We start from the raw sequence: 18,053 nt of genomic DNA, 5'->3' as shown, positions 1-18,053 counted from the left end.
GAAGCACTCACTCGACCGTGCCCTTCACCGGAAGCTTCAGGTAACGCACGCCATTGCTTTCGGCCTCGGGGAAGCGCCCGGCCCGGATGTTGACCTGGATGGAAGGGATCAAGAGCGCGGGCGTGGAAAGCTTGGCGTCGCGCTCCTGCCGGAAGCGCACGAACTCCTCCTCGCTCATCTTGAGGTGGGGGTTGTGCGCCTTCTGCTCTGCCACGCTGGACCGCCAGGCGAAGCTGTCCCGCCCCGGCGCCTTGTAGTCGTGGCACATCCACAGCCTCGTGTGGTCCGGCAGGGCAAGCAGGCGGGTGATGGAGTTCCACAGGGCGCGGCAATCGCCGCCCGGGAAGTCGCAGCGCGCCGTGCCGTAATCATGCATGAACAGCGTGTCGCCCACGAACACATCGTCTCCAGCCTTGTAGGCGATGTCGGCCGGGGTGTGTCCGGGCACGTGCAGCACCTCCACCCTCAACCGGCCAAGGGCGAAATGGTCGCCATCCTCATAGAGCTCGTCGAAATCACCAGGATCCGCCTCCACGTCGAAGACGGGGCGGAAGATGCGCTGCACCTCGGTGATGTGGGCGCCGATGCCGATCGGCGCGCCGGTGCGTGCCTTCAGCCAGGGCGCCGCCGTCAGGTGGTCGGCATGGGCGTGGGTCTCGAGGATGCGGGCGATCCGCACCCTCTCCTCCCGCGCCGCGTCGAGGATGGCCTGGGCGGAGCGGGTCGAAGCCTCGCCCGCCGCCTGGTTCCAGTCCAGCACGGGATCCACCACCGCCCCCTCGCGCGTCTCCGGGCACCAGACGAGGTAGCTGACCGTGTTGGTGGGTTCGTGGAAGAAGGCGCGGATCGCGGCGTCGGGCATGGCGTTTCCTCCTTTTCGGGCGAGGCTAGGTGCGCCTTGCTGCCCTCGGCAAGGAATGTTGCGCGGGCGGATCGCCGGGCGTCCGGTTCCGTCCTATGCAGAGAGGCATGCAAGACCCGCTGCTTTTCGCCCTGGCCGTGCTGGCGCTGCTGGGGACGCCCGGCCCCACCAACAGCCTTCTGGCGACCTCCGGCGCCATGGCAGGGCTGCGCGCCTCGCTGAAGCTCATCCTGGCGGAGGCGGCGGGCTACCTCATCGCCATCCTCGCCATCGGGCTGCTGGTGGGGCCAGCCGTGGCGGCCTCGCCTCTCGTATCGGGCGCGCTGCGGGTGGCGGTGGGGATCTACCTCGTCCTGCTGGCGGTGCGGCTCTGGCAGAAGGGCGAGGCCGGGCCAGGACCGGACGGCGCGGTGACCTTCGCGCAGGTCTGGCTGACGACGCTGCTGAACCCCAAGGCGCTGGTGCTGGCCCTGGTGATCGTGCCCTTCGGCCATCCCGGCGTGGGCCTCTATCTGCTGGGCTTCCTGGGGCTGCTGATGGGCTGCGCCCTGGGCTGGATCGCCTTCGGCGCCATGCTGGGCACGGCGGCGGGGCGGGCGGGCAAGGCGCGCTTCGTGCCACGGGCCGGATCGCTGGCCGTAGGCGGCTTCGCGGCCTTCCTGCTCCTCTCGCCGATGCTGCGCTGACCGCTTGACAGGGGGCCGGAGGCTGCGCTGCCTTCGCGCCATGCCCGGCACCGCTTCACCAGACATCCTCATCGTGGGCGGGGGGCCGGCGGGCTCCACCGCCGCCGCCCTCCTCGCCATGCAGGGGCGCTCCGTCACGCTGCTGGAAAAGGAGGCGCATCCGCGCTTCCACATCGGCGAGAGCCTGCTGCCGCGCAACCTGGACATCCTGGAACGCCTGGGCGTGCTGGAGGAGGTGCGCGGCATCGGCGTGCACAAGCCGGGCGCCGAGTTCGTGAGCGACCGCACCGGGCGGTCCTGCGCCTTCCCCTTCGCAAAGGCGCTCAACCGCTCGCGCACCAGCTCGTGGCAGGTGCGGCGCTCGGATTTCGACGCGCTGCTTTTCAGCAATGCCCGCCGCAAGGGCGCCGATGCGCGGGAGCGCGTGCGCGTCACCGACATCCGCTTCGGCGCGCCGGGCGAGCGTGCCACCGTCCTCGCCGAAGGGCCGGACAAGGAAGCGCTGGAGTTCCGCCCCCGCTACGTGCTGGACGCCTCCGGGCGCGACACCTTCCTCGCCGGGCGGATGCGGGTGAAGGACACCAACAAGTACAATAACACCGCTGCCATGTACGCCCACTTCGAGGGGGTGGAGCGCCGCACCGGGGAGCTGGAGGGCTACATCTCCATCCACCTCGCGGAGGATGGCTGGTTCTGGCTGATCCCGCTGCCGGGCGACGTGATGAGCGTCGGCTTCGTCGGCAACCAATCCGCCTGGAAGAACCGCAAGGGCGCGGCGCAGGAGGTGTTCGCGGCGCGCATCGCCTCCTCCCCCACCGTGTCGGACCGGCTGCGCGGCGCGCGGATGGTCAGCGACATCTACAGCACCGGCAACTACAGCTACCGCGCGCGCCAGGGCTTCGGTGACAACTTCCTGATGATCGGCGACGCCTATGGCTTCGTGGACCCGATGTTTTCGACCGGCGTGCTGATGGCGATGACGGCGGGCGAGCTGGGTGCGGAAGCCGCCCATGCCTGGCTGGACAACCCGGCGCGCGGGCAGCGCCTGGCGGCGCGCACCAATCGCGAACTGGCTGACGCGATGGACCGCATCAGCTGGCTGATCTACCGCATCAACGACCCGGTGCTGCGCTCGCTCTTCATGGCGCCGCGCAACACGCTGTGGATGCGCGATGGCATCATCAACATGCTGGCTGGCAATCTCCGTGGCGACCCGCGCGCCACCTTGCCGATCCTAAGCTTCAAGGCGGTGTTCCACGTTCTGTCGGCGCTGCACCGCTTCGGCCTCGGCCCCCGCATGCCCGAGGAGCCGACGGCGCTGGCACCAGCGGAGTAGCGCGTCAGATCGTTGCCCGGGCGCATGTTCCGAGCCATCGGGCGATCCCGCCCGGCTTGAAGCTGCTTCAGCGCGTTCGGTCGCGCATCCAGTCGCCGGCGCGATCCAGCGCGTTGCCGGTGGATTGCGCAGCATTCCCCAGCGCATCGCCGGTACGGGTGCCGGCGCGATCCAGCGCGGCGCCGGTGCGCGCGGCGGGCTGACGGCTCTCGCAGGAAGCGAGGAGGAGGAGCGCAAGGAGCAGGGGAAGCCGTGTCATGAGGTGGGAGCATGTGGTGCAGCCCGGTGCGCCGCAAGATCTGCTTTGGCTTGCCGTGCCTGGGAAGCAGCGCCATCATCCCGCCGCCTGATCAAGGGGAACACGCCATGACCGCGCAACGCCGCACCCTCCTGCTTCTCGCCCTCACCCTGCCCGCCATCGCCGCCTGCGGGCGCCAAGCCGCTCTGGTCTCGGAGGTAGATGGCGAGTTCCAGGGGCCGGGCAACCTCTCGGATCGGGCCTTGCAGATCCGCCGCGCCGGCGCCTCGCTCGGCTGGTCCATGTCGGATTTCCAGCCCGGTCTGATGCGCGGCACGCTGAACCTCCGCTCGCACCAGGCGGTGGTGGACATTCCCTACGACCGGAACCGCTTCCGCATCCGCTACGTGGACAGCACCAACCTCAATGCCTCGGCCGGCACGATCCACCCGAACTACAATTCCTGGGTGCAGAACCTGCGGAACGCCATCATGCGCGAATCCGCCATGGGCGGATTCAGCCCAGCCCGCCACTGACCGCGATCACCTGCCCGCTGACATAGCTGGCGGCGTCGGAGCACAGGAAGCCCACCACCGCCGCCACCTCCTCCGGCCGCCCGGCGCGGCGGGCGGGCACCATCTCCCGGATACGCTCAGGCGGCAGGGCGGCCGAGACGGCCGGGCTCTCGATGATGCCGGGCGCCACGGCATTGGCCGTGACCCCGCGCGAGGCGTATTCGAGCGAGACGGTCTTCACCGCGCCGATCAGCCCGGCCTTGGCGGCGGCATAGGCCGCCTGCCCGCGATTCCCCATCAGGCCGGAGATGGAGGAGATGGCGACGACGCGGCCCCAGCGCGTGCCCATCATCGGCATGATCAGCGGCCGCAGCGCGGCATAGAAGCCGGTCAGCGACACCTCCACCACGCCCCGCCACTGCGCCTCGGTCATCGCGGCCAGGGGCACGTCGTCATGGATGCCGGCATTGTGGACCAGGATCTGCACCGGCCCATCCGCCAGGGCGCACTCCAGCGCGGCGGCGGTGCCGGGTACGTCCGAAAGGTCGAAGCCCATCGCCGAGGCGCGCCCGCCCCCGGCGCGGATCTCCCCCGCCAGCGCCTCGGCGCGCTCCAGCCCGGCATGGGCGTGGATCAGCACCTCATGCCCCTGCGCGGCGAGGTGGCGGGACATGGCTCCGCCCAGCGGGCTGGCACCGCCCGTCACCAAGGCGCGGCGGCTGGTCGTCATGCGAGGATCACGGCCGCCTGGCCCTCCAGAAGCGCTTCTCCCTCGCCCCGGATGGCGAAGCGGTAGATGAAGCCAGAGGCCTCGGCCACCAGCGCCTCGGCCTCCACCTCCAGGGGACCGGGCACCTCGTCCAGCAGGGCAAGGCGCAGGGACACGTCGCGCAGGGAGGAAACGAAGCCCCGGCGCTGCGCCGCCCCCTCGCCCAGCGCGCCGTGCAGCGCCATGGCCTGCAGGGCGAACTCGACGCCGCAGATCGCGGGCAGGATGCCGTCGCGGCGCAGCGGGTGGGCAGGGTCGCGGTGGCGCGCGGTCTCGCAGAGGATGCGGCCCTCCTCCCAATGCAGCACCCGGTCGAGCAGGGACATGGAACCGGCATGTGGCACGAGGCGCGCGACCGCAGCCGCGTCGCCGGGCAGGGTCAGCATGGAATGCAGCGCAGCTCCAGGTGACTCTCAGGGCCGGAGGCGAGGCGCTGCACGGAATCGCGCCGCGCCGCCAGGGCGCGCAGCAACGGCAGGGCGCGGGCGGCGGGGTTGCCTGTCTCCAGCGCCATCAGCGCATCGTCCGGAGAAGCCTCGGGCGCCGGGCCGGGGCGCGGGGTGAGTTCCAGCACGGCGCGCGCGCCAGGAGAGTCGGCCTGGCGCAGCACCAGCGCGGCGGCGAAGGGAAACGCGGTGGGCCGGGCCCCGTGCAGCGGCGCCGGCATGGGCACGTCATAGGCACAAAGCAGCACCGGCCCGCCGCGCACCGAAGCCGAAGCCGCCGCCGCCAGCAGCCCCGCGCCGAAGGCCGCATCATGTCCACCCAGCGACAGGGAGGGGTGGGTGGAGCCGACCGCGATGTGCCAGTACCCCGCCGCCGCATTGTGCACCGAGTTGTGGAACTGCGTGGGCGAGAGCGCGACCTCCTCCGCCTGCAGCGCCTCCATCAGCGCCCCCACCACGGCGCCGTCGCCATTGGCGCTGCTGAACACCGTTTCCAGCGCCGCGCGATCAGGCTCCGCTTCCGTCGCCTCGGCGGCGGCGGCGAGGGCGAGGCGCGTGGTGGCCCCGGCCCGGCGGCGCTCCGTGGGGGAGAGCAGGGCGGGGGCGGGCACGGCGCATTCCGCCGCTTCCCAAGGGGAAGATCCGGCCAGCACGGCCTCGCTCGCCGCCCATCCGGGCAGGCCGGGGCCCCAGACGGAGACCCCATGCACGGAGCAGCGGATCATGCGCCCCTCACGCGGGGCGGCCGATGACCAGCGAGCAATTGCTGCCGCCGAAGCCGAAGGAATTGCTGAGGACCCGGCGCAGCGGGGCCGCCCGGTTCTCCGTCACGATGTCGGAGCGGAATTCCGGGTCGGGGCTGTCCACGCGCAGGCAGCCGGGCACCAGCCCCTCCTCGACGCAGAGCGCACCGATCACCGCCTCGATGGCCCCTGAAGCGCCGAGCGTGTGGCCCGTCCAGCCTTTGGTCGAGGAACACGGCACGGCCTGGCCGAAGAGGTGGTGCACCGCCCGGTCTTCCATCGCGTCATTGGCGCGGGTGCCGGTGCCGTGCAGGTTGACGTAGCCGATCTCCTCCGGGGCGATCCCGGCGCAATCGAGCGCGGCGCGCATGGCGGAGACGGCGCCCAGCCCTTCGGGATGCGGCGAGGACATGTGGTGGCCGTCGCTGCTGGCCCCCGCGCCCAGCAGCAGCGTGGCGCCGGGGGGCGCGTCCGCCGGGCGCTCCAGCAGCAGCAGACCCGCCGCCTCGCCGATGGAGATGCCGTCGCGATCGCCCGCGCAGGGGCGGGTGGGGCCGCGGCTCAGCAACTCCAGCGCGTTGAACCCCTGCAGCGTCAGCCGGCACAAGCTGTCCACCCCGCCCGCCACCACGGCATCCGCCACGCCCGCGGCGATGAGCGTCGCCGCCTCCATGATGGCGCGGGCGCCGGAGGTGCAGGCGGTGGAGATAACCAGCGCCGGTCCCGTCAGCCCCAGACGGGACTGGAGATAGCGCGGCAGGGCCTGGAGGTCGTGGGTGCGGCCATAGTCGAAATCGGCGGGCAGCTCCGCCTGTCCCTCCGGGCGGCGGCGATAGGCCTGCTCGGTTTCCTCGATGCCGGCGGTGCTGGTGCCGACCACCACGGCGATGCGGTGCGCCCCATGGCGCGCGGCGACTTCCCGCACCGCCTCGGCGAAGCCGTCGGCGCGCAGGGCGAGTTCGGCGATGCGGTTGTTGCGGCAGTCGAAGCCGGCGAGCTCGGGCGGTGGGGCGGCCTCCTCCAGCCCCGGCACCTCGCCGGTCCAGATGCCGTCCGGCGCACCGGGGAAACGCGCGGGGGCGAGGCCGGAGGCGCGGTCGCGCAGCGCCGCCCGGAGCGGTTCGACCCCCGCCCCCAGCGCCGTCACCACCGTCCGGGCCGAGATCGCCAGCGGCCAGGGGGAAGCGCGGCCGCTCATGCCACCTGCCGGGGCAGGAGGGCCAGGGCGAGCAGGAAGGCCGAGGCGACCCCCGCGCTCACGGTGAGGCCGATGCCGCGCAGCACCGGGGTTTCACAGACCAGCAGGAGGCCGAAGGTCAGGAGCGTGGAAAGGACGCAGGACAGAACGGCTTCCAAGGTGCGTGGGTCCATCTCGGCGCGGGCGAGGAACAGCGCATAATCTATGGCAAGTCCCGCCAGCAGCAAAAGAGCGGCGAGGTGGAACAGGTTCAGCGCCTCGCCCGCCAGGGCGAGGACGGCAAGGGCCAGGAGCAGCGCGCCCCCGATCGGCCCCGCCGCGCGCAGCGCCGGGCGCAGCCCGCCCAGCCCCCAGCCGAGGATCAGCAGGACAAGCGCCCCACCCGCCGCCGCCCAGCCCAGCGTGGCCGCCCCATAGGCGAGCAGCAGCCGCTCCATCTCCAGCTTGGTGTCCAGGAAAGCGACGCCCGGCAGGCCCAGCCCCGCCGCTGCCGCTTCCAGCGCCAGGGGATCGGAGACGCCGCTGGCGGGGGCGATGGCCCAATGCGCATCGCCCTGCTGGGCGAGAAGGGGCGAAAGCCGCGCGGAAAGCACGGGGGCCTCGCGCGCGAAGGCCGCAGTGGTGACGGGGTCGAGGGCGCGGCTTTCCACCACCGCCGCCTCGAAGCGGCCAAAGGCCGTGGGGCGGAAGGGCAGCCCGACCGCGGCCGTGCGCAGCGCCTCGGCGAGATCCTCCGCCGCGGGCAGCGCCGCCTGCCGCTCCCGCTGCGTCGCGAGGGAAGGCAGCCAATCGGAGGGGAGGTCGAGCCCCGCCAGCAGCCCGCGCGCGAGAAGCGGCGCGGCGGCTTGGCGCAGCGCCTCCGCGCCTCGCAGCGCCTCCTCCGTCGAGGCGGCGGGGCCGATCACGAACAGCGCCCGCACGTCGGGCGCGCCGAGCGCCGCGCGCAGTTCCGCGTCCAGGTTCTGCTGCGCCGCCGGAACGGGGGAAAGCGCGGCCATGTCGCGTTGCAGGCGCGGACCGCCCGAAGCGAGCAGGGCAAGCGCGGCCAGTGCCATGGCCCCCGCCGCCAGGGCCCGCCGCCCTTGCAGGGCGCGCAGCGGCCGCAGCACCATCGCCGGCAGTGCCTGGGGCTCCGACGCGAAGCCGGGCGGCGCCAGGCGCGGCAGAAGCCAGCGCGTCGCCAGCGCCGCGACCAACACCCCCGCCGCCGCGAAGGTGCCGAGTTGCGCCAGCCCCGGCAGGCCGGAACCCAGCATGGCAACCAGCCCCGCCGCCGCCGCCGCCGCCGCGAGGCGCAGCGTCGGCCAGAGCCGCCGCGCCGCATCCCCCATCGCCTCGCCGGGGCGGCGCAGGGTCAACAGCAGGATGGGGTAGTCTACCGTGACACCGAGCATGGTCATGCCGAAGCCCAGCGCCACCGCATGCACGGAGCCGAAGACCAGCAGCGTCAGCGCGTAGCCCGCCAGGGCGCCCGCCAGCAGCGGCACCGCCACCAGCAGCAGCAGCGCCGCCGAGCGGAAGCGCCAGAACAGGAACAGGGCCAGCAGCCCGGCACCGAGCCCCGAGGCGAGCTCGACATCCGCGCGGATGGAGGCGGCGGCCTCTGCCGCGAAGACGCCGGGGCCGCTCAGGAGAAGCCGCGCGCCAGGGGGTGGGCTGGCGGTGGCGAAGCCCTCGCGGAAGGCGTCCATGGCTTCGCGCTGCGCCTCCGCATCCAGCCCCCCGCCAGCGGAGCGGGCCAGCAACAGCACGCGGCGGCCATCGGCGGTGAACCAAGCGCCATCGCTGTTTTCCAACCGGTTCTCCCCCAGCCAGCGCATGGCGAGGCGGGGAAAGGCACCGGTCGGGTCGGCAAAGCCGAAGCGGGCCAGCAGCGGCGCCGCGGCGCTGCGGAGCCCGTCCAGCAGCGCCTCCAGGCGAGGACGCAGCGCCTCTGCCGTGAAGGCCTCCGGGCGCGTCTCGTCGGAGAGGAGGTAGCGGTGGCGGAACAGGAAGGCTTCCTCCGCCTCGCCCAGGCGCAGCGTGCCGTCGCCCACGAAAGAGAAGCGGCCCGAGGCGCGCAGCGAGGCCGCCGTCTCGCGCGACAGCCGTGCCATCTCGGCGCGCGGCGCCCCCTCGATGGCGGCGAGGAGCAGCGTGGTGGCCGCGCCCGAGCGCAGCTCGCGGAACAGGAAGGCACTGGCCGGGCTGTTGCCCGGCGGCAGGAACTCCGCGAGATCCGCGCGCGGCGGTTGGCGGGCCAGCAGCGCGCCGCACAGCGCGGCGAGCAGGAGCAGGGCCAGGAGGGGTCGCATCAAGGGAGGGGGAAGATCCTCATGCGGCTGATCCCACCGCCCTCCTGGGTTTCCACCTCCAGCACCTCCGTCCCCTCGCCCCGCAAGGTAAGGCGCTGCACCATCCCGCGCAGCCGCAGCGAGGAAGGGATGAGGCGTAGGCTCCAGCTGCCGTCGGCGGCCGGGTCGAAGCGGATGTCGTAGTGGCGCTGCAAGGTGGCGAGGTCGCCGGCCAGCGTGGCGCGCACCGCCTCCACCAGCGCCGCCATCTCGGGCTGGCTGGCGAGGGCGAAGTCCTGGCGCTGGCCGCGATCCGGTCGCTCCCAGGTGAGGCGCGGCCCGGCGACGGTCAGGCGCTCTTCGATGGGCGAGGTCGTGTGCTTCTCCAGCCGGTCGGGCGCCTGCCAGCTCAGGGTGCCGCTATAGGGGATGGGCACGTCCAGCTCGGGCAGGGCGCGCTCCTCCTCGAAGCGGGAGCGGCGGCTGCGTACCCCAGCCATCCGGCGCATCTGCGCCTCCAGCGGCGTCTCCGTCTGGGCCACGCCCGGAAACGCCAGCGCGGCGGCAAGGAGGAAGCGCCGCCTCACGCGCCCCAGAACCGGTGGAAGTTGAACCAGTTGTCGGGTGCCTCCCGAGCGGTGTCCTCCAGCCGCGCCGCGTAGCGGCCGAGCGACCGGTGCAGAAAATCCTCCCGCCCGGCGCGGGCAACTGGGGCGGCAAGATCTTCGAAGGGCTCGAAGCGCACCTCGTAGTGGCGCGGCCCGCGGCGCAGCCCGAAGGCCAGCATCACCGGAACGCCCAGCACCGCGGCCAGTTGGTGCGGCCCCGCGGGGAAGGCCGCAGGCGCGCCGAGGAAGGGGAAGGAGACCATGCGCGCCCCTTCCGGCGCGCGGTCGGCCAGCAGACCCACCAGCCCGCCGCGCTCGAGGCATTCGCGCACGCGCAGCATGGCGTCGGGCTGGCCCAGCGGGATGATGGCGGCGGCGCGCGCCTCGCCCCCCAGCGCATCGGCCCATTGCTTCACGCGGGCGGCATTGCCCTCGTGCATCAGCACGGCCAGCTCCACCGGGCAGCCGGCATCCGCCACGGCGCGCATCGCCTCGAAGGAGCCGAGATGGGCGCCCATCAGCAGCACCCCCCTGCCCTGCGCCATGCGCTCGCGCAGTTCGTCCAGCCCGCGCATTTCCAGCCGGAACTCCTCAGTGCGCCCGGTGCAGAGCCACACACGGTCGAGGATGGTGCTGCTGAAGCTGAAATACAGATGCCACAGATCGCGCCACCCCGCCTCCCGCCCGAGGGCGCGGCGCAGGAACTCGCGCGAGGCGTGGCGCGGGCGCGGCGCCGTCAGCAGGAAATAGGCGGTGATGGGGAAGAGCAGCGCATGGCCCACGCGCCAGCCGAGGCGCAGGGCGATCACCGTCATCAGCCGCAGCAACGCGGGCGAGCCGCGCTCGGGCGCCGCGCGCCAGTCCGGTGACGCGGCGGGAGAGGAGTTCAGCGGGAGGGTGCCGACGGGCATCCGAACTCCCCCCGTGCGACCACGCGCGCGCCCACGCGGCAGGTGAAGGACACGCGCGCTCCGGGCGGACCCAGCTCCAGCTCCACTGCCTCCTCCGGCGCGACGGGAGCGGTGAACTTGGCGCGCAGCAGCGCGGTAGGCGCCGTCCCGTCCCGCCGGGCGATGGCCTGCATCACTTCATCCAGCAGCAGGACGCCGGGCACGATGGGGAGGCCCGGGAAATGGCCAGGCAGGCTGGGATGGTCCGCCGGGATGGCGAAGCGCGTCACTTTCCCTCCAGGGCCAGCAGGGCGTGGCGGGGCAGCTTGCCCAGCGCGTCGCGCGGCAGCGCCTCCACCAGCCGGAGGCGGCGCGGCAGGAAGGCTGGGTCGAGCCGCCGCCGCAGCCCGAGCAGGATGTCCTCCGCGCTGCGGCCAGGAGCCACCACCAGGGCGGAAAGCCGGGCGGCGGGGTTCTGCTCCAGGTCGTCGGGCACGACGAAGACGCCGTCCTCCACCCCTTCCACATCGGCCAGGGCGCGATTCAACTCGCCCAACGAGGCACGCTTGCCGCCGAGCTTCACGATGTCGGCGATGCGGCCCAGCAGGCGGAAGCGGCTGTCGGACAGCATCTCCAGCGCATCGCCGAGCTTCACGCGGCCCAGCCCCGGCACCAGCGCCGCCGCCTCCTCCATCGCGATGCCGGGATAGGGGAGCCAGGAATCCTCCTCCACCGTGCGGCGGCTGGCGACGGAGCCTGCCTCGGAGGCGCCATAGATCTCCAGCACCGGCGCCTCCCAGCGCACCTCCACCGAAGCCGCCAATTCGCGCGCTAAGGGCGCGGTGGCGGAGATCACGGCGGCAGGCGAGCGGGCGGGCGCATCGCCAGACAGCAGGGCACGCAGGTGCAGCGGCGTTGTGACGAGGATGCGGCGGCCCGGCAGGCGCTCCAGCGCCGCCAGCACGTCGCCGGGGAAGAAAGTCTCCTTCGCCTCGATCGCCACCTGCGCCTGGAGCGGCAGCATGATCGTCGTCTCGAAGCCGTACATGTGCTGGGCCGGGACGGTGGCGGCAATGGCGGCGAGCGGGCCGTCCCCGTGGCGCAGGCCGAAGCGCGTGGCGGCAGCCTCCGCCGCGGCGACCAGCGCCCCCCAGGGCTTGAGGTGGGCGCTCGGCGCGCCCGTGGAGCCGGAGGTGAAGGCGATGGCGGCGATGCGACCGGCCGGGATGTCCGGCCAGGGCGGCGCCTCGCCGCCGGGCGGTGCGCCATCCACGCGGATCACAGGCAGGGGGCATCCGGGCACGGGCGCGTCGGCCAGCACATAGGCATCGGGAAAGCGCGCGGCGGCGGTGGGGAGGAACTGCGCCGCCCCGGCCCGACCACCGCCCAGCAGCACCGGATGCCCGCGCAGCACGGCGGCGGCAAAGGCGACGAGGGAGTGCGAACGGTCGGCGCAGAGATCCACCGCATGGCCCTGCGTGGGCAGGCGCGCGGCCAATGCCGAGGCTTCGCGCCGGAACTCGGCGACAGAGAGCGGAAGCCCTTTCCGGAACGCGATCGCCTCCCCCGCCGGGCGCGGCAGGAGGGGCAGGGACTCAGCCATGGCGCGCGCCCAGGCTGCGGCCGATGGCCCCCAGCGTGCCCCAGGGCGTGACGGGGCGAAGCTGCGGGAAGCGGCGGGCGCGAACCGCGTGCTCGCCCAGGAAGACGCCGAGGAGCAGGAATGCCTGCGCGGCCAGGATCACCCCCGTGCGCCCGAGCCCCAGCAGCGGAAGCAGATGCGCCAGCGCCGCCAGCAGCAGCAGCCCAGCCCAGAGCGCCGTGAGGGCGCGTGTGTAGCCCTCGACCTCGGGCGGCAAGCCTTGGCGGTCGAAGCGTGCGTAATGGGAGATCAGCGGCATCCGCCCGGCGCGCAGGGACAGGCCGAATCGCAGCGCCACCAGCAGGTTCACCACAGCGGCCAGCAGCGCCCCGCCCGCGGGCCCGGCCCAGCGCAGGAGCGTGGCGCCCGCCGCCACTTCGAACCCCCAGAGCGCGAGGCCAATCGGCAGCACCACCAGGAGGAGGCGGCGCCGGTTGGGCTGGGACGGTTCCGCCGGAAGCGGGGAGATGTCAGCGGAGGCGCTGAGCGGCGACATGCGCGGCGAGGGAGCGCAGCGACGCGAAGATCCGATGGTTCTGCGCGTCATCCGACCGGAGCTGGACCCCGTAGGCCTTAGACACGACCAGCGAGATCTCGAGCGCGTCGATCGAATCGAGCCCCAGCCCGTCGCCGAAGAGCGGCGCCTCGGCGTCGATTTCCTCCGGCGTGGTCTCGAGGGACAGCGCCTCGATGATGAGCCGCTTCAGCTCCTCCTCGATGGCGAGGGTCTCTTCGATCCCCGGCGGGAGCGGCTTCGCCATGGCATTCACGGTCGTCATGTTCCTTAACTCGGCGACCAGCAGCCGGACAGGCGGATCGCACGGCATTTCCTTTACGGAGAGCAGGTTAGCAATCCGCTCCACCCCCTCGCAAGCGAGATGGAGGCTACGGTTTCATCACGAGTCGCCACGTTCCGCCACCAGCAGCACGTTGGGCAGGGGTGTCCAGCCCCAGCAGGGGGCGACCTGCACCCGGAAACCGGCCTCGCGGAAGGGAGCGGCCAGCGCCTCCAGCGCCATGGGCCGGAAATGCGAGCCGTCGCGGCGGATGCGCCGTCCCGCCTCCTCCATCGCGCTGCCCAGGGCAGCGCGCCAGCCGGCCGCGGGGTCGAAGGCGCGGATCAGCACGCGGCGCCGCGCGGCGGCGGCGATGCGCCGGAGCAGGGGAAGCTGGGCCGCCGCCTCCATCTGCAGCAGCACGTCCAGCATCATGGCCGTGTCCGCCTCGGGCACATCCGCCACCGACAAATCGGCCACGGCGAAGCGCGCGGGCAGGCCCTGCGCCGCCTCCGTCGCGTCGCGGATCTTGGCGGGGTCGAGATCGAGCCCCGTCACCTCCCCCGCCAGCCCAGCCAGGAGAAGGGCGATCCCCGTCTGCCCCCGTCCGCAGCCCAGATCCACGAGGCTCCCCAGCCCGCCGGAGGCGGCCGCCAGGCGCAGCAGCGCGGGCGTCACCGGGTCGGTGAGAAGCTTGCCGCGCACGAAGCCGCGCGACCAGGCGGGTGCCGCGGCGTAGCGGGCGCCCACGCGCTCCATCAGCGGCCAGAGCGCGGGCGGCTCCGTGCCGCTCATCCGGGCTTGCGGGCCGAATAGGCGCGCATCACGCCAAGCTGGACGTCGCAGCCCACCTCGGCGAAACCGACCTCGTTCAGGTGGCGGAGGATCTCGGCAGGGGGGACGCAATGCTCGATCGTGTCCCAGTAGTAGCGCATCAAGAGCGCCGCCCGGCGGCCGAGCAGGTGGCTCGCGGCCGGCACCACGCGGCCCAGCCAGAACCGCGCCGCGCCGAGCGCCAACCGCCCTTCGGGCCGCGCGATCTCCAGCAGCAGCACGCGCCCGCCGGGACGCAGCACGCGGCGGAACTCGGTAAACAAGGCGCGCAGATCGCCCGCGTGGCGCAGCGCGTAGCCCATGCTGACGAAATCCACGCTCGCATCGGCCAGCGGGATGGCCTCCGCCTCCGCCTGCAGCAGCGGGATGGGCAGGTTGCGCCGCGCTACCGCCAGCATCCCGGCGGAGAGGTCGAGGCCGACGACATCCTCCGCCCGGCCCAGGATCCGCACCGCCTCGCGCGATACGGCGCCGGTGCCGACCGCCACGTCCAGCAGCCGCATCCCCGGCGCCAGCCCGGCGCGCCGCAGGGCCTGGCGGCGGTACCAGCCGCCGGAGCCGAAGGCGAGGGCGTTGTTGATGCGGTCATAGGCGCCGGCGGTGCGGTCGAAGAGGTCACGCACGAAGCGCTGCCGGTCCGGCGCGGCCTCGTAATACTCCTTGAGCACGCCATGCGGCGGCGCCGCCCCGGCCTCATCCCTTTTCATGCTTCCCCGGCCAATCTGGACCCCTTGCGGCCCGGACGTGTAGCATGGCGGCAAGGGCACGCCAGGGAACTTCGCCACGAAATGACGCGCCGCACGGCCCCCGCGCCCCAGCCATGGCCCTTGCGGCTCTGGTATGCCTTCGCCTTTCCGCTGTGCCTCTTCGTCTTCGGCGCGAGCTGCCTGCTCTGGGGCGCCGCAGCCCTGGTGCTGCGCCCCCTGCTGCCCGAGGAGAAGGGGCGGCGGGTCGGGCAATTCGCGATCATGGCCGGGTTCCGCTGGTCACTCTGGGTGATGCGGATCACGGGCGTGCTGCGGGTGGACTACTCCGCCATCGACACGCTGCGCGGGGAGCGGGGGCTGGTGATCGCCGCCAACCACCCCAGCATGCTGGATGCGGTGCTGCTCATCTCGCGCCTGCCGCGGGTGGTGTGCATCACCAAGGCCTCGCTGTGGGACAACGCCTTTCTCGGCCCCGGCATCCGGCTGGCCGGCTACATCCGCAACGACGCGCCGCTCGCCATGATGCGCCGTGCCGCCGCCGCGGTGCGCGAAGGCGCGACGCTGCTGATCTTTCCCGAGGGGTCGCGCACCGAGCGCCCGCCGCTCGATCCTTTCCACCGCTCCTTCGGGGTGCTGGCGCGTCAGGTGGGCGCGACGGTGCAGACCGTGCTGATCGAGGCAGACAGCCCCTATCTCCAGAAGGGCTGGCCGCTGCTGCGCCGCCCCGTCCTGCCGCTGGTCTTTCGCATCCGCCTGGGCGAGCGATTCGGGCCCGAGGGCGAGGCCAATGCGCTGACCCGGCGCATCGAGGACCACATCCGCGCGAGCCTCGCGTGACGCCCGACCCGCATCGCCTCGTCCTGATCCCGAGCTACAATTCCGGCCCGCACCTCGCCGCGACGGTGCGGGAGGCGCGGGCGGCCTGGGCGCCGGTCTGGGTGGTGGTGGATGGCTCCACCGACGGCAGCGAGGCCCCGGTGGAGGAGATGGCGCGGACGGATCCCGGGCTGCGCGTGCTTCGCCTGCCGCGCAACAGCGGCAAGGGCGCAGCGGTGCAGCATGGGCTGCGCGAAGCGGCGAAGGCGGGTTTCACCCACGCCCTCACCATGGATTCCGACGGGCAGCACCCCGCCGGCCACATCGCCGCCTTCATGGAAGCCTCAGCCCAGGCGCCGGAGGCGATGATCCTCGGCGTGCCGGTCTTCGGGGCGGAGGCGCCGGCGCTGCGGGTGAAGGGACGGCGCGTGTCCAATGCCTGGACGCGGCTGGAGACCCTGGGCGCGGTGGCGGATTCCCTGTTCGGCTTCCGCGTCTATCCTATCGCGAAGCTGTTGGCGGTGATGGAGCGCAATCCCTGGATGCGCCGCTTCGACTTCGACCCCGAGGCGGCGGTGCGCCTCGCCTGGGCAGGGGTGCCGGCCGTGAACCTGCCCGCCCCCGTGCGCTACCTCGCCGCCACGGAGGGCGGCGTTTCGCATTTCCGCTACGGACGGGACAACGCGCTGCTCACCTTCATGCATGCGCGGCTTGTGCTGGGGATGGTGCCGCGGCTTCCGGTGCTGCTGCTGCGGCGGGCAAGGCGGCGGCGCTGAGCCCCGCGCGGGCCATCGCGTCCAGCAATCCGGGCAGCACCTCCAGCACCACCGGGGTGCCGCAGCGCTGCCGTGCCGCGTTGCCGTCATGCATCAGCAGGATGTCGCCGGGGGTCAGGCCGCCCGCCAGGCGGCGAAGGGCACGGCGCGGGTCGCGCCATAGCGCGTCGTGGCCGCGCCGCGTCCAGGAAACGAGGGACAGCCCCGCCGCCGCCAGCACCGGGTCCAGCAGCGGGGAGCGCAGCCCCATCGGCGCGCGGAAGAAGCGCGGCGCGACGCCCGTGGCATCGGCGATGGCGGCCTGCGCCTCCGTCACCTCCCGCCACAGCCAGAGGGGGCCGCGCGCGGCGAAGGCAGGGGAATGCCGGTGGGAATGGTTCTCCACCGCGTGGCCGCGCCGCAGCGCCTCTCGCAGCAGGGGGCCATTCCGGGCGGCGCGGCGGCCGATGCAGAAGAAGGTGGCGCGCGCCCCGTACCGGTCCAGCAGGTCCAGCACGCGGGGCGTCACCTCCGGGTCGGGCCCGTCATCGAAGGTCAGCGCCACGCCGGCGGCCGGTTCGGGCAGGCGGCGCAGATTGGGACCGAGAAGCGCGGCGCGCGGGTGCATCGCGCAGCCGAGGATGAGATGGTTCAGCGCCACCGTGCCCAGCGCCTCGGCCCAGAGGGCGGGCATGGCGGCGACCCCGCCCAGCGCCGCGCAATGCCACCAGAGGGAGGCGCGCGGCAGCGGCGCGGGCGACCAATCGCGCAGGCGCTCCCGCGGCGTCACGGCTCCGGCCCTGCCAGCCAGCGCGCCCCCACCGCCTCGGCGGGCAGGCGGGAAGCGGGGTCGGCCATGAAGGCGAGGAGGTCGGCCACCACCCGCTCGCGCCCCCGGTCGCGCAGCAGCAGGTGCCAGCCATCGGGGTAGTGGGCGACGCGCGGCGCGTCGAGGCGCCGCAACACCCGGTGCGAGACATGGGTGGGCACGACCCCGTCCCGTGCCCCGAGCAGGAAGAGGGTGTGCTTGTCCCCGCAGCAATGCGGCAGGGCCGCCACCGCCTCGTCCATCAGGTCCACCAGCCCCTTGGCCATGTCCACCCGCACCTCGCGCAGCACCAGCGGGTCGCGCGCCATGCGCAGCATCGCCTCCCGGTTGTCGGAGGGCATGATGCCCCCGAACGAGGCCCCGCCTGCCACGGCGGGGACGAGGCGTGAGGCGACGGCGAGCGTGCCGCGGACCAGGGACGACATGTCGCGCCGCGACCAGATGGCGGGGGCGGCGAGGAGCAGCCCCGCCGCCTCCGGCGGGTCGGCCAGGATGGAGACGGCCGCGCCCATGCTTTCGCCGAGCAGGAACAACGGGACGCCGGGATGCCGCGCGGCGAGGAGGCGGGCGACGGTGCGCGCGTCCTCGGCCAGCGTGGCGGCGCCCGGCCAGATGCCGCGGCTCGTCGTCCAGCCGAAGCCGCGCTGGTCATAGGCGTAGACCAGCGCCCCGCCGCGCGCGAGCAGCGGACCGCTATCGGCCAGGAAGTTGCCGCCATGATCGGCGAGCCCGTGCAGGCCCAGCACCACGAAGCGCAGCGGCCCGTCCGGGCGCCAAGCGCGTAGGGGAAGCTGCGTCCCGTCCGCCATGACCAGCGCCGCCTCCGGCGCCGGGCCGGAGGGCCTGGGCGCAGGCGGTGAGGGCGCAAGCGCATAGGCCGGGCGCGGCATCCAGGGCAGGGCCGGGCCGGAGAAAGGGGCCTCGATCGCCGCCTCGCGCACCGCGGGGCCGGCCGGCACGGTCAGCGGCGCGCATCCCGCCAGGGCGGGCAGCAGTGCGAGGAGGGGAAGTCGGGCGGGCATTTGGCTCCCTAGGATAAGGCGGCTGCGCGCCGCGCACACCTGGGGATGTTTCCGGACGGCGGAGGGGGGTATGGTGGCCAAACCCCATCACATTCCGGATGTTCTCCC

The 18,053-nt window shown here is 73.3% G+C and carries 22 protein-coding genes; 5 read left to right on the top strand and 17 right to left on the bottom strand.

The features are described 5' to 3' along the window. Positions 1-7: 7 nt before the first annotated feature. Positions 8-862, bottom strand: coding sequence for an MBL fold metallo-hydrolase (locus JTJ31_RS07650; protein WP_207538042.1), 855 nt, complete (start codon positions 860-862; stop codon positions 8-10). A gap of 107 nt (positions 863-969) precedes the next feature. Here JTJ31_RS07650 and JTJ31_RS07645 point away from each other — a divergent pair, with 107 nt between their 5' ends. Together JTJ31_RS07645 and JTJ31_RS07640 are read left to right on the top strand one after the other, a co-directional pair. Continuing rightward, on the top strand, positions 970-1,548 hold the full coding sequence (locus JTJ31_RS07645) for a LysE family translocator (protein WP_207538041.1): 579 nt from the start codon (positions 970-972) through the stop codon (positions 1,546-1,548). 40 nt (positions 1,549-1,588) lie between these two features. After that, a complete protein-coding gene (locus tag JTJ31_RS07640) occupies positions 1,589-2,884 on the top strand; it encodes an NAD(P)/FAD-dependent oxidoreductase (protein WP_207538040.1) in 1,296 nt (431 codons plus the stop codon). 67 nt (positions 2,885-2,951) lie between these two features. On the opposite strand, the gene JTJ31_RS07635 is transcribed toward JTJ31_RS07640, so the two are convergent. Beyond that, on the bottom strand, positions 2,952-3,143 hold the full coding sequence (locus tag JTJ31_RS07635) for a hypothetical protein (RefSeq protein ID WP_207538039.1): 192 nt from the start codon (positions 3,141-3,143) through the stop codon (positions 2,952-2,954). A 107-nt stretch (positions 3,144-3,250) separates the two neighbouring features. Between JTJ31_RS07635 and JTJ31_RS07630 the strand changes: the two genes are divergently transcribed. Then, a complete protein-coding gene (locus JTJ31_RS07630) occupies positions 3,251-3,658 on the top strand; it encodes a hypothetical protein (RefSeq protein ID WP_207538038.1) in 408 nt (135 codons plus the stop codon). On the opposite strand, the gene fabG is transcribed toward JTJ31_RS07630, so the two are convergent. From fabG to JTJ31_RS07565, 13 genes are all read right to left on the bottom strand, one after another. Beyond that, on the bottom strand, positions 3,639-4,367 hold the full coding sequence (gene fabG, locus JTJ31_RS07625; RefSeq protein ID WP_207538037.1) for a 3-oxoacyl-ACP reductase FabG: 729 nt from the start codon (positions 4,365-4,367) through the stop codon (positions 3,639-3,641). The two genes, JTJ31_RS07630 and fabG, sit on opposite strands and share 20 nt — an antisense overlap. Next, positions 4,364-4,792 carry a phosphotransferase gene (locus tag JTJ31_RS07620; RefSeq protein ID WP_207538036.1) on the bottom strand — a complete coding sequence of 143 codons (429 nt, stop codon included), beginning with the start codon at positions 4,790-4,792 and terminating at the stop codon, positions 4,364-4,366. Before JTJ31_RS07620 ends, fabG begins: the two co-directional genes overlap by 4 nt. After that, positions 4,786-5,577, bottom strand: a complete 792-nt coding sequence (locus JTJ31_RS07615) for a beta-ketoacyl synthase chain length factor (protein WP_207538035.1) — start codon at positions 5,575-5,577, stop codon at positions 4,786-4,788. The genes JTJ31_RS07620 and JTJ31_RS07615 overlap by 7 nt, the downstream gene beginning before the upstream one ends. Before the next feature lie 7 nt (positions 5,578-5,584). Beyond that, entirely contained in the window at positions 5,585-6,793 is a 1,209-nt protein-coding gene (locus JTJ31_RS07610) for a beta-ketoacyl-[acyl-carrier-protein] synthase family protein (RefSeq protein ID WP_207538034.1), read from the bottom strand. Next, positions 6,790-9,087, bottom strand: coding sequence for an MMPL family transporter (locus tag JTJ31_RS07605; protein ID WP_236020010.1), 2,298 nt, complete (start codon positions 9,085-9,087; stop codon positions 6,790-6,792). Before JTJ31_RS07605 ends, JTJ31_RS07610 begins: the two co-directional genes overlap by 4 nt. Continuing rightward, complete coding sequence (locus tag JTJ31_RS07600) at positions 9,087-9,653, bottom strand: LolA family protein (protein WP_207538032.1); 567 nt, start codon at positions 9,651-9,653, stop codon at positions 9,087-9,089. Before JTJ31_RS07600 ends, JTJ31_RS07605 begins: the two co-directional genes overlap by 1 nt. Further along, a complete protein-coding gene (locus JTJ31_RS07595) occupies positions 9,650-10,585 on the bottom strand; it encodes an LpxL/LpxP family acyltransferase (RefSeq protein WP_207538031.1) in 936 nt (311 codons plus the stop codon). The genes JTJ31_RS07600 and JTJ31_RS07595 overlap by 4 nt, the downstream gene beginning before the upstream one ends. After that, positions 10,561-10,854, bottom strand: a complete 294-nt coding sequence (locus JTJ31_RS07590; RefSeq protein ID WP_207538030.1) for a hypothetical protein — start codon at positions 10,852-10,854, stop codon at positions 10,561-10,563. The genes JTJ31_RS07595 and JTJ31_RS07590 overlap by 25 nt, the downstream gene beginning before the upstream one ends. Then, positions 10,851-12,167 (bottom strand): AMP-binding protein, encoded by a 1,317-nt coding sequence (locus tag JTJ31_RS07585; protein ID WP_207538029.1) that lies wholly within the window; start codon positions 12,165-12,167, stop codon positions 10,851-10,853. The genes JTJ31_RS07590 and JTJ31_RS07585 overlap by 4 nt, the downstream gene beginning before the upstream one ends. Next, positions 12,160-12,702 (bottom strand): COG4648 family protein, encoded by a 543-nt coding sequence (locus JTJ31_RS07580; protein ID WP_207538028.1) that lies wholly within the window; start codon positions 12,700-12,702, stop codon positions 12,160-12,162. Before JTJ31_RS07580 ends, JTJ31_RS07585 begins: the two co-directional genes overlap by 8 nt. Then, complete coding sequence (locus JTJ31_RS07575; protein WP_236019974.1) at positions 12,677-12,985, bottom strand: phosphopantetheine-binding protein; 309 nt, start codon at positions 12,983-12,985, stop codon at positions 12,677-12,679. The genes JTJ31_RS07580 and JTJ31_RS07575 overlap by 26 nt, the downstream gene beginning before the upstream one ends. Before the next feature lie 117 nt (positions 12,986-13,102). Beyond that, positions 13,103-13,777 (bottom strand): class I SAM-dependent methyltransferase, encoded by a 675-nt coding sequence (locus tag JTJ31_RS07570; RefSeq protein ID WP_207538027.1) that lies wholly within the window; start codon positions 13,775-13,777, stop codon positions 13,103-13,105. Continuing rightward, entirely contained in the window at positions 13,774-14,523 is a 750-nt protein-coding gene (locus tag JTJ31_RS07565) for a class I SAM-dependent methyltransferase (protein WP_207538026.1), read from the bottom strand. Before JTJ31_RS07565 ends, JTJ31_RS07570 begins: the two co-directional genes overlap by 4 nt. Before the next feature lie 81 nt (positions 14,524-14,604). Between JTJ31_RS07565 and JTJ31_RS07560 the strand changes: the two genes are divergently transcribed. Both JTJ31_RS07560 and JTJ31_RS07555 read left to right on the top strand, forming a co-directional pair. Then, the gene (locus JTJ31_RS07560; protein WP_207538025.1) at positions 14,605-15,360 is read left to right on the top strand and encodes a lysophospholipid acyltransferase family protein; all 756 of its coding nucleotides are present in this window, start codon (positions 14,605-14,607) and stop codon (positions 15,358-15,360) included. Beyond that, complete coding sequence (locus JTJ31_RS07555; RefSeq protein ID WP_207538024.1) at positions 15,357-16,115, top strand: glycosyltransferase family 2 protein; 759 nt, start codon at positions 15,357-15,359, stop codon at positions 16,113-16,115. The genes JTJ31_RS07560 and JTJ31_RS07555 overlap by 4 nt, the downstream gene beginning before the upstream one ends. On the opposite strand, the gene JTJ31_RS07550 is transcribed toward JTJ31_RS07555, so the two are convergent. After that, positions 16,036-16,884: a polysaccharide deacetylase family protein gene (locus JTJ31_RS07550; protein ID WP_207538023.1), complete on the bottom strand. Its 849-nt coding sequence runs from the start codon at positions 16,882-16,884 to the stop codon at positions 16,036-16,038. The genes JTJ31_RS07555 and JTJ31_RS07550 overlap by 80 nt on opposite strands. Further along, entirely contained in the window at positions 16,881-17,945 is a 1,065-nt protein-coding gene (locus JTJ31_RS07545; RefSeq protein ID WP_207538022.1) for an alpha/beta fold hydrolase, read from the bottom strand. Before JTJ31_RS07545 ends, JTJ31_RS07550 begins: the two co-directional genes overlap by 4 nt. Between the last annotated feature and the right edge of the window lie 108 nt (positions 17,946-18,053).

The organism is Sabulicella rubraurantiaca (assembly GCF_017355885.1).
Lineage (GTDB): Bacteria > Pseudomonadota > Alphaproteobacteria > Acetobacterales > Acetobacteraceae > Roseococcus > Roseococcus rubraurantiacus.
This window is presented reverse-complemented; position numbering and strand designations above follow the sequence as displayed.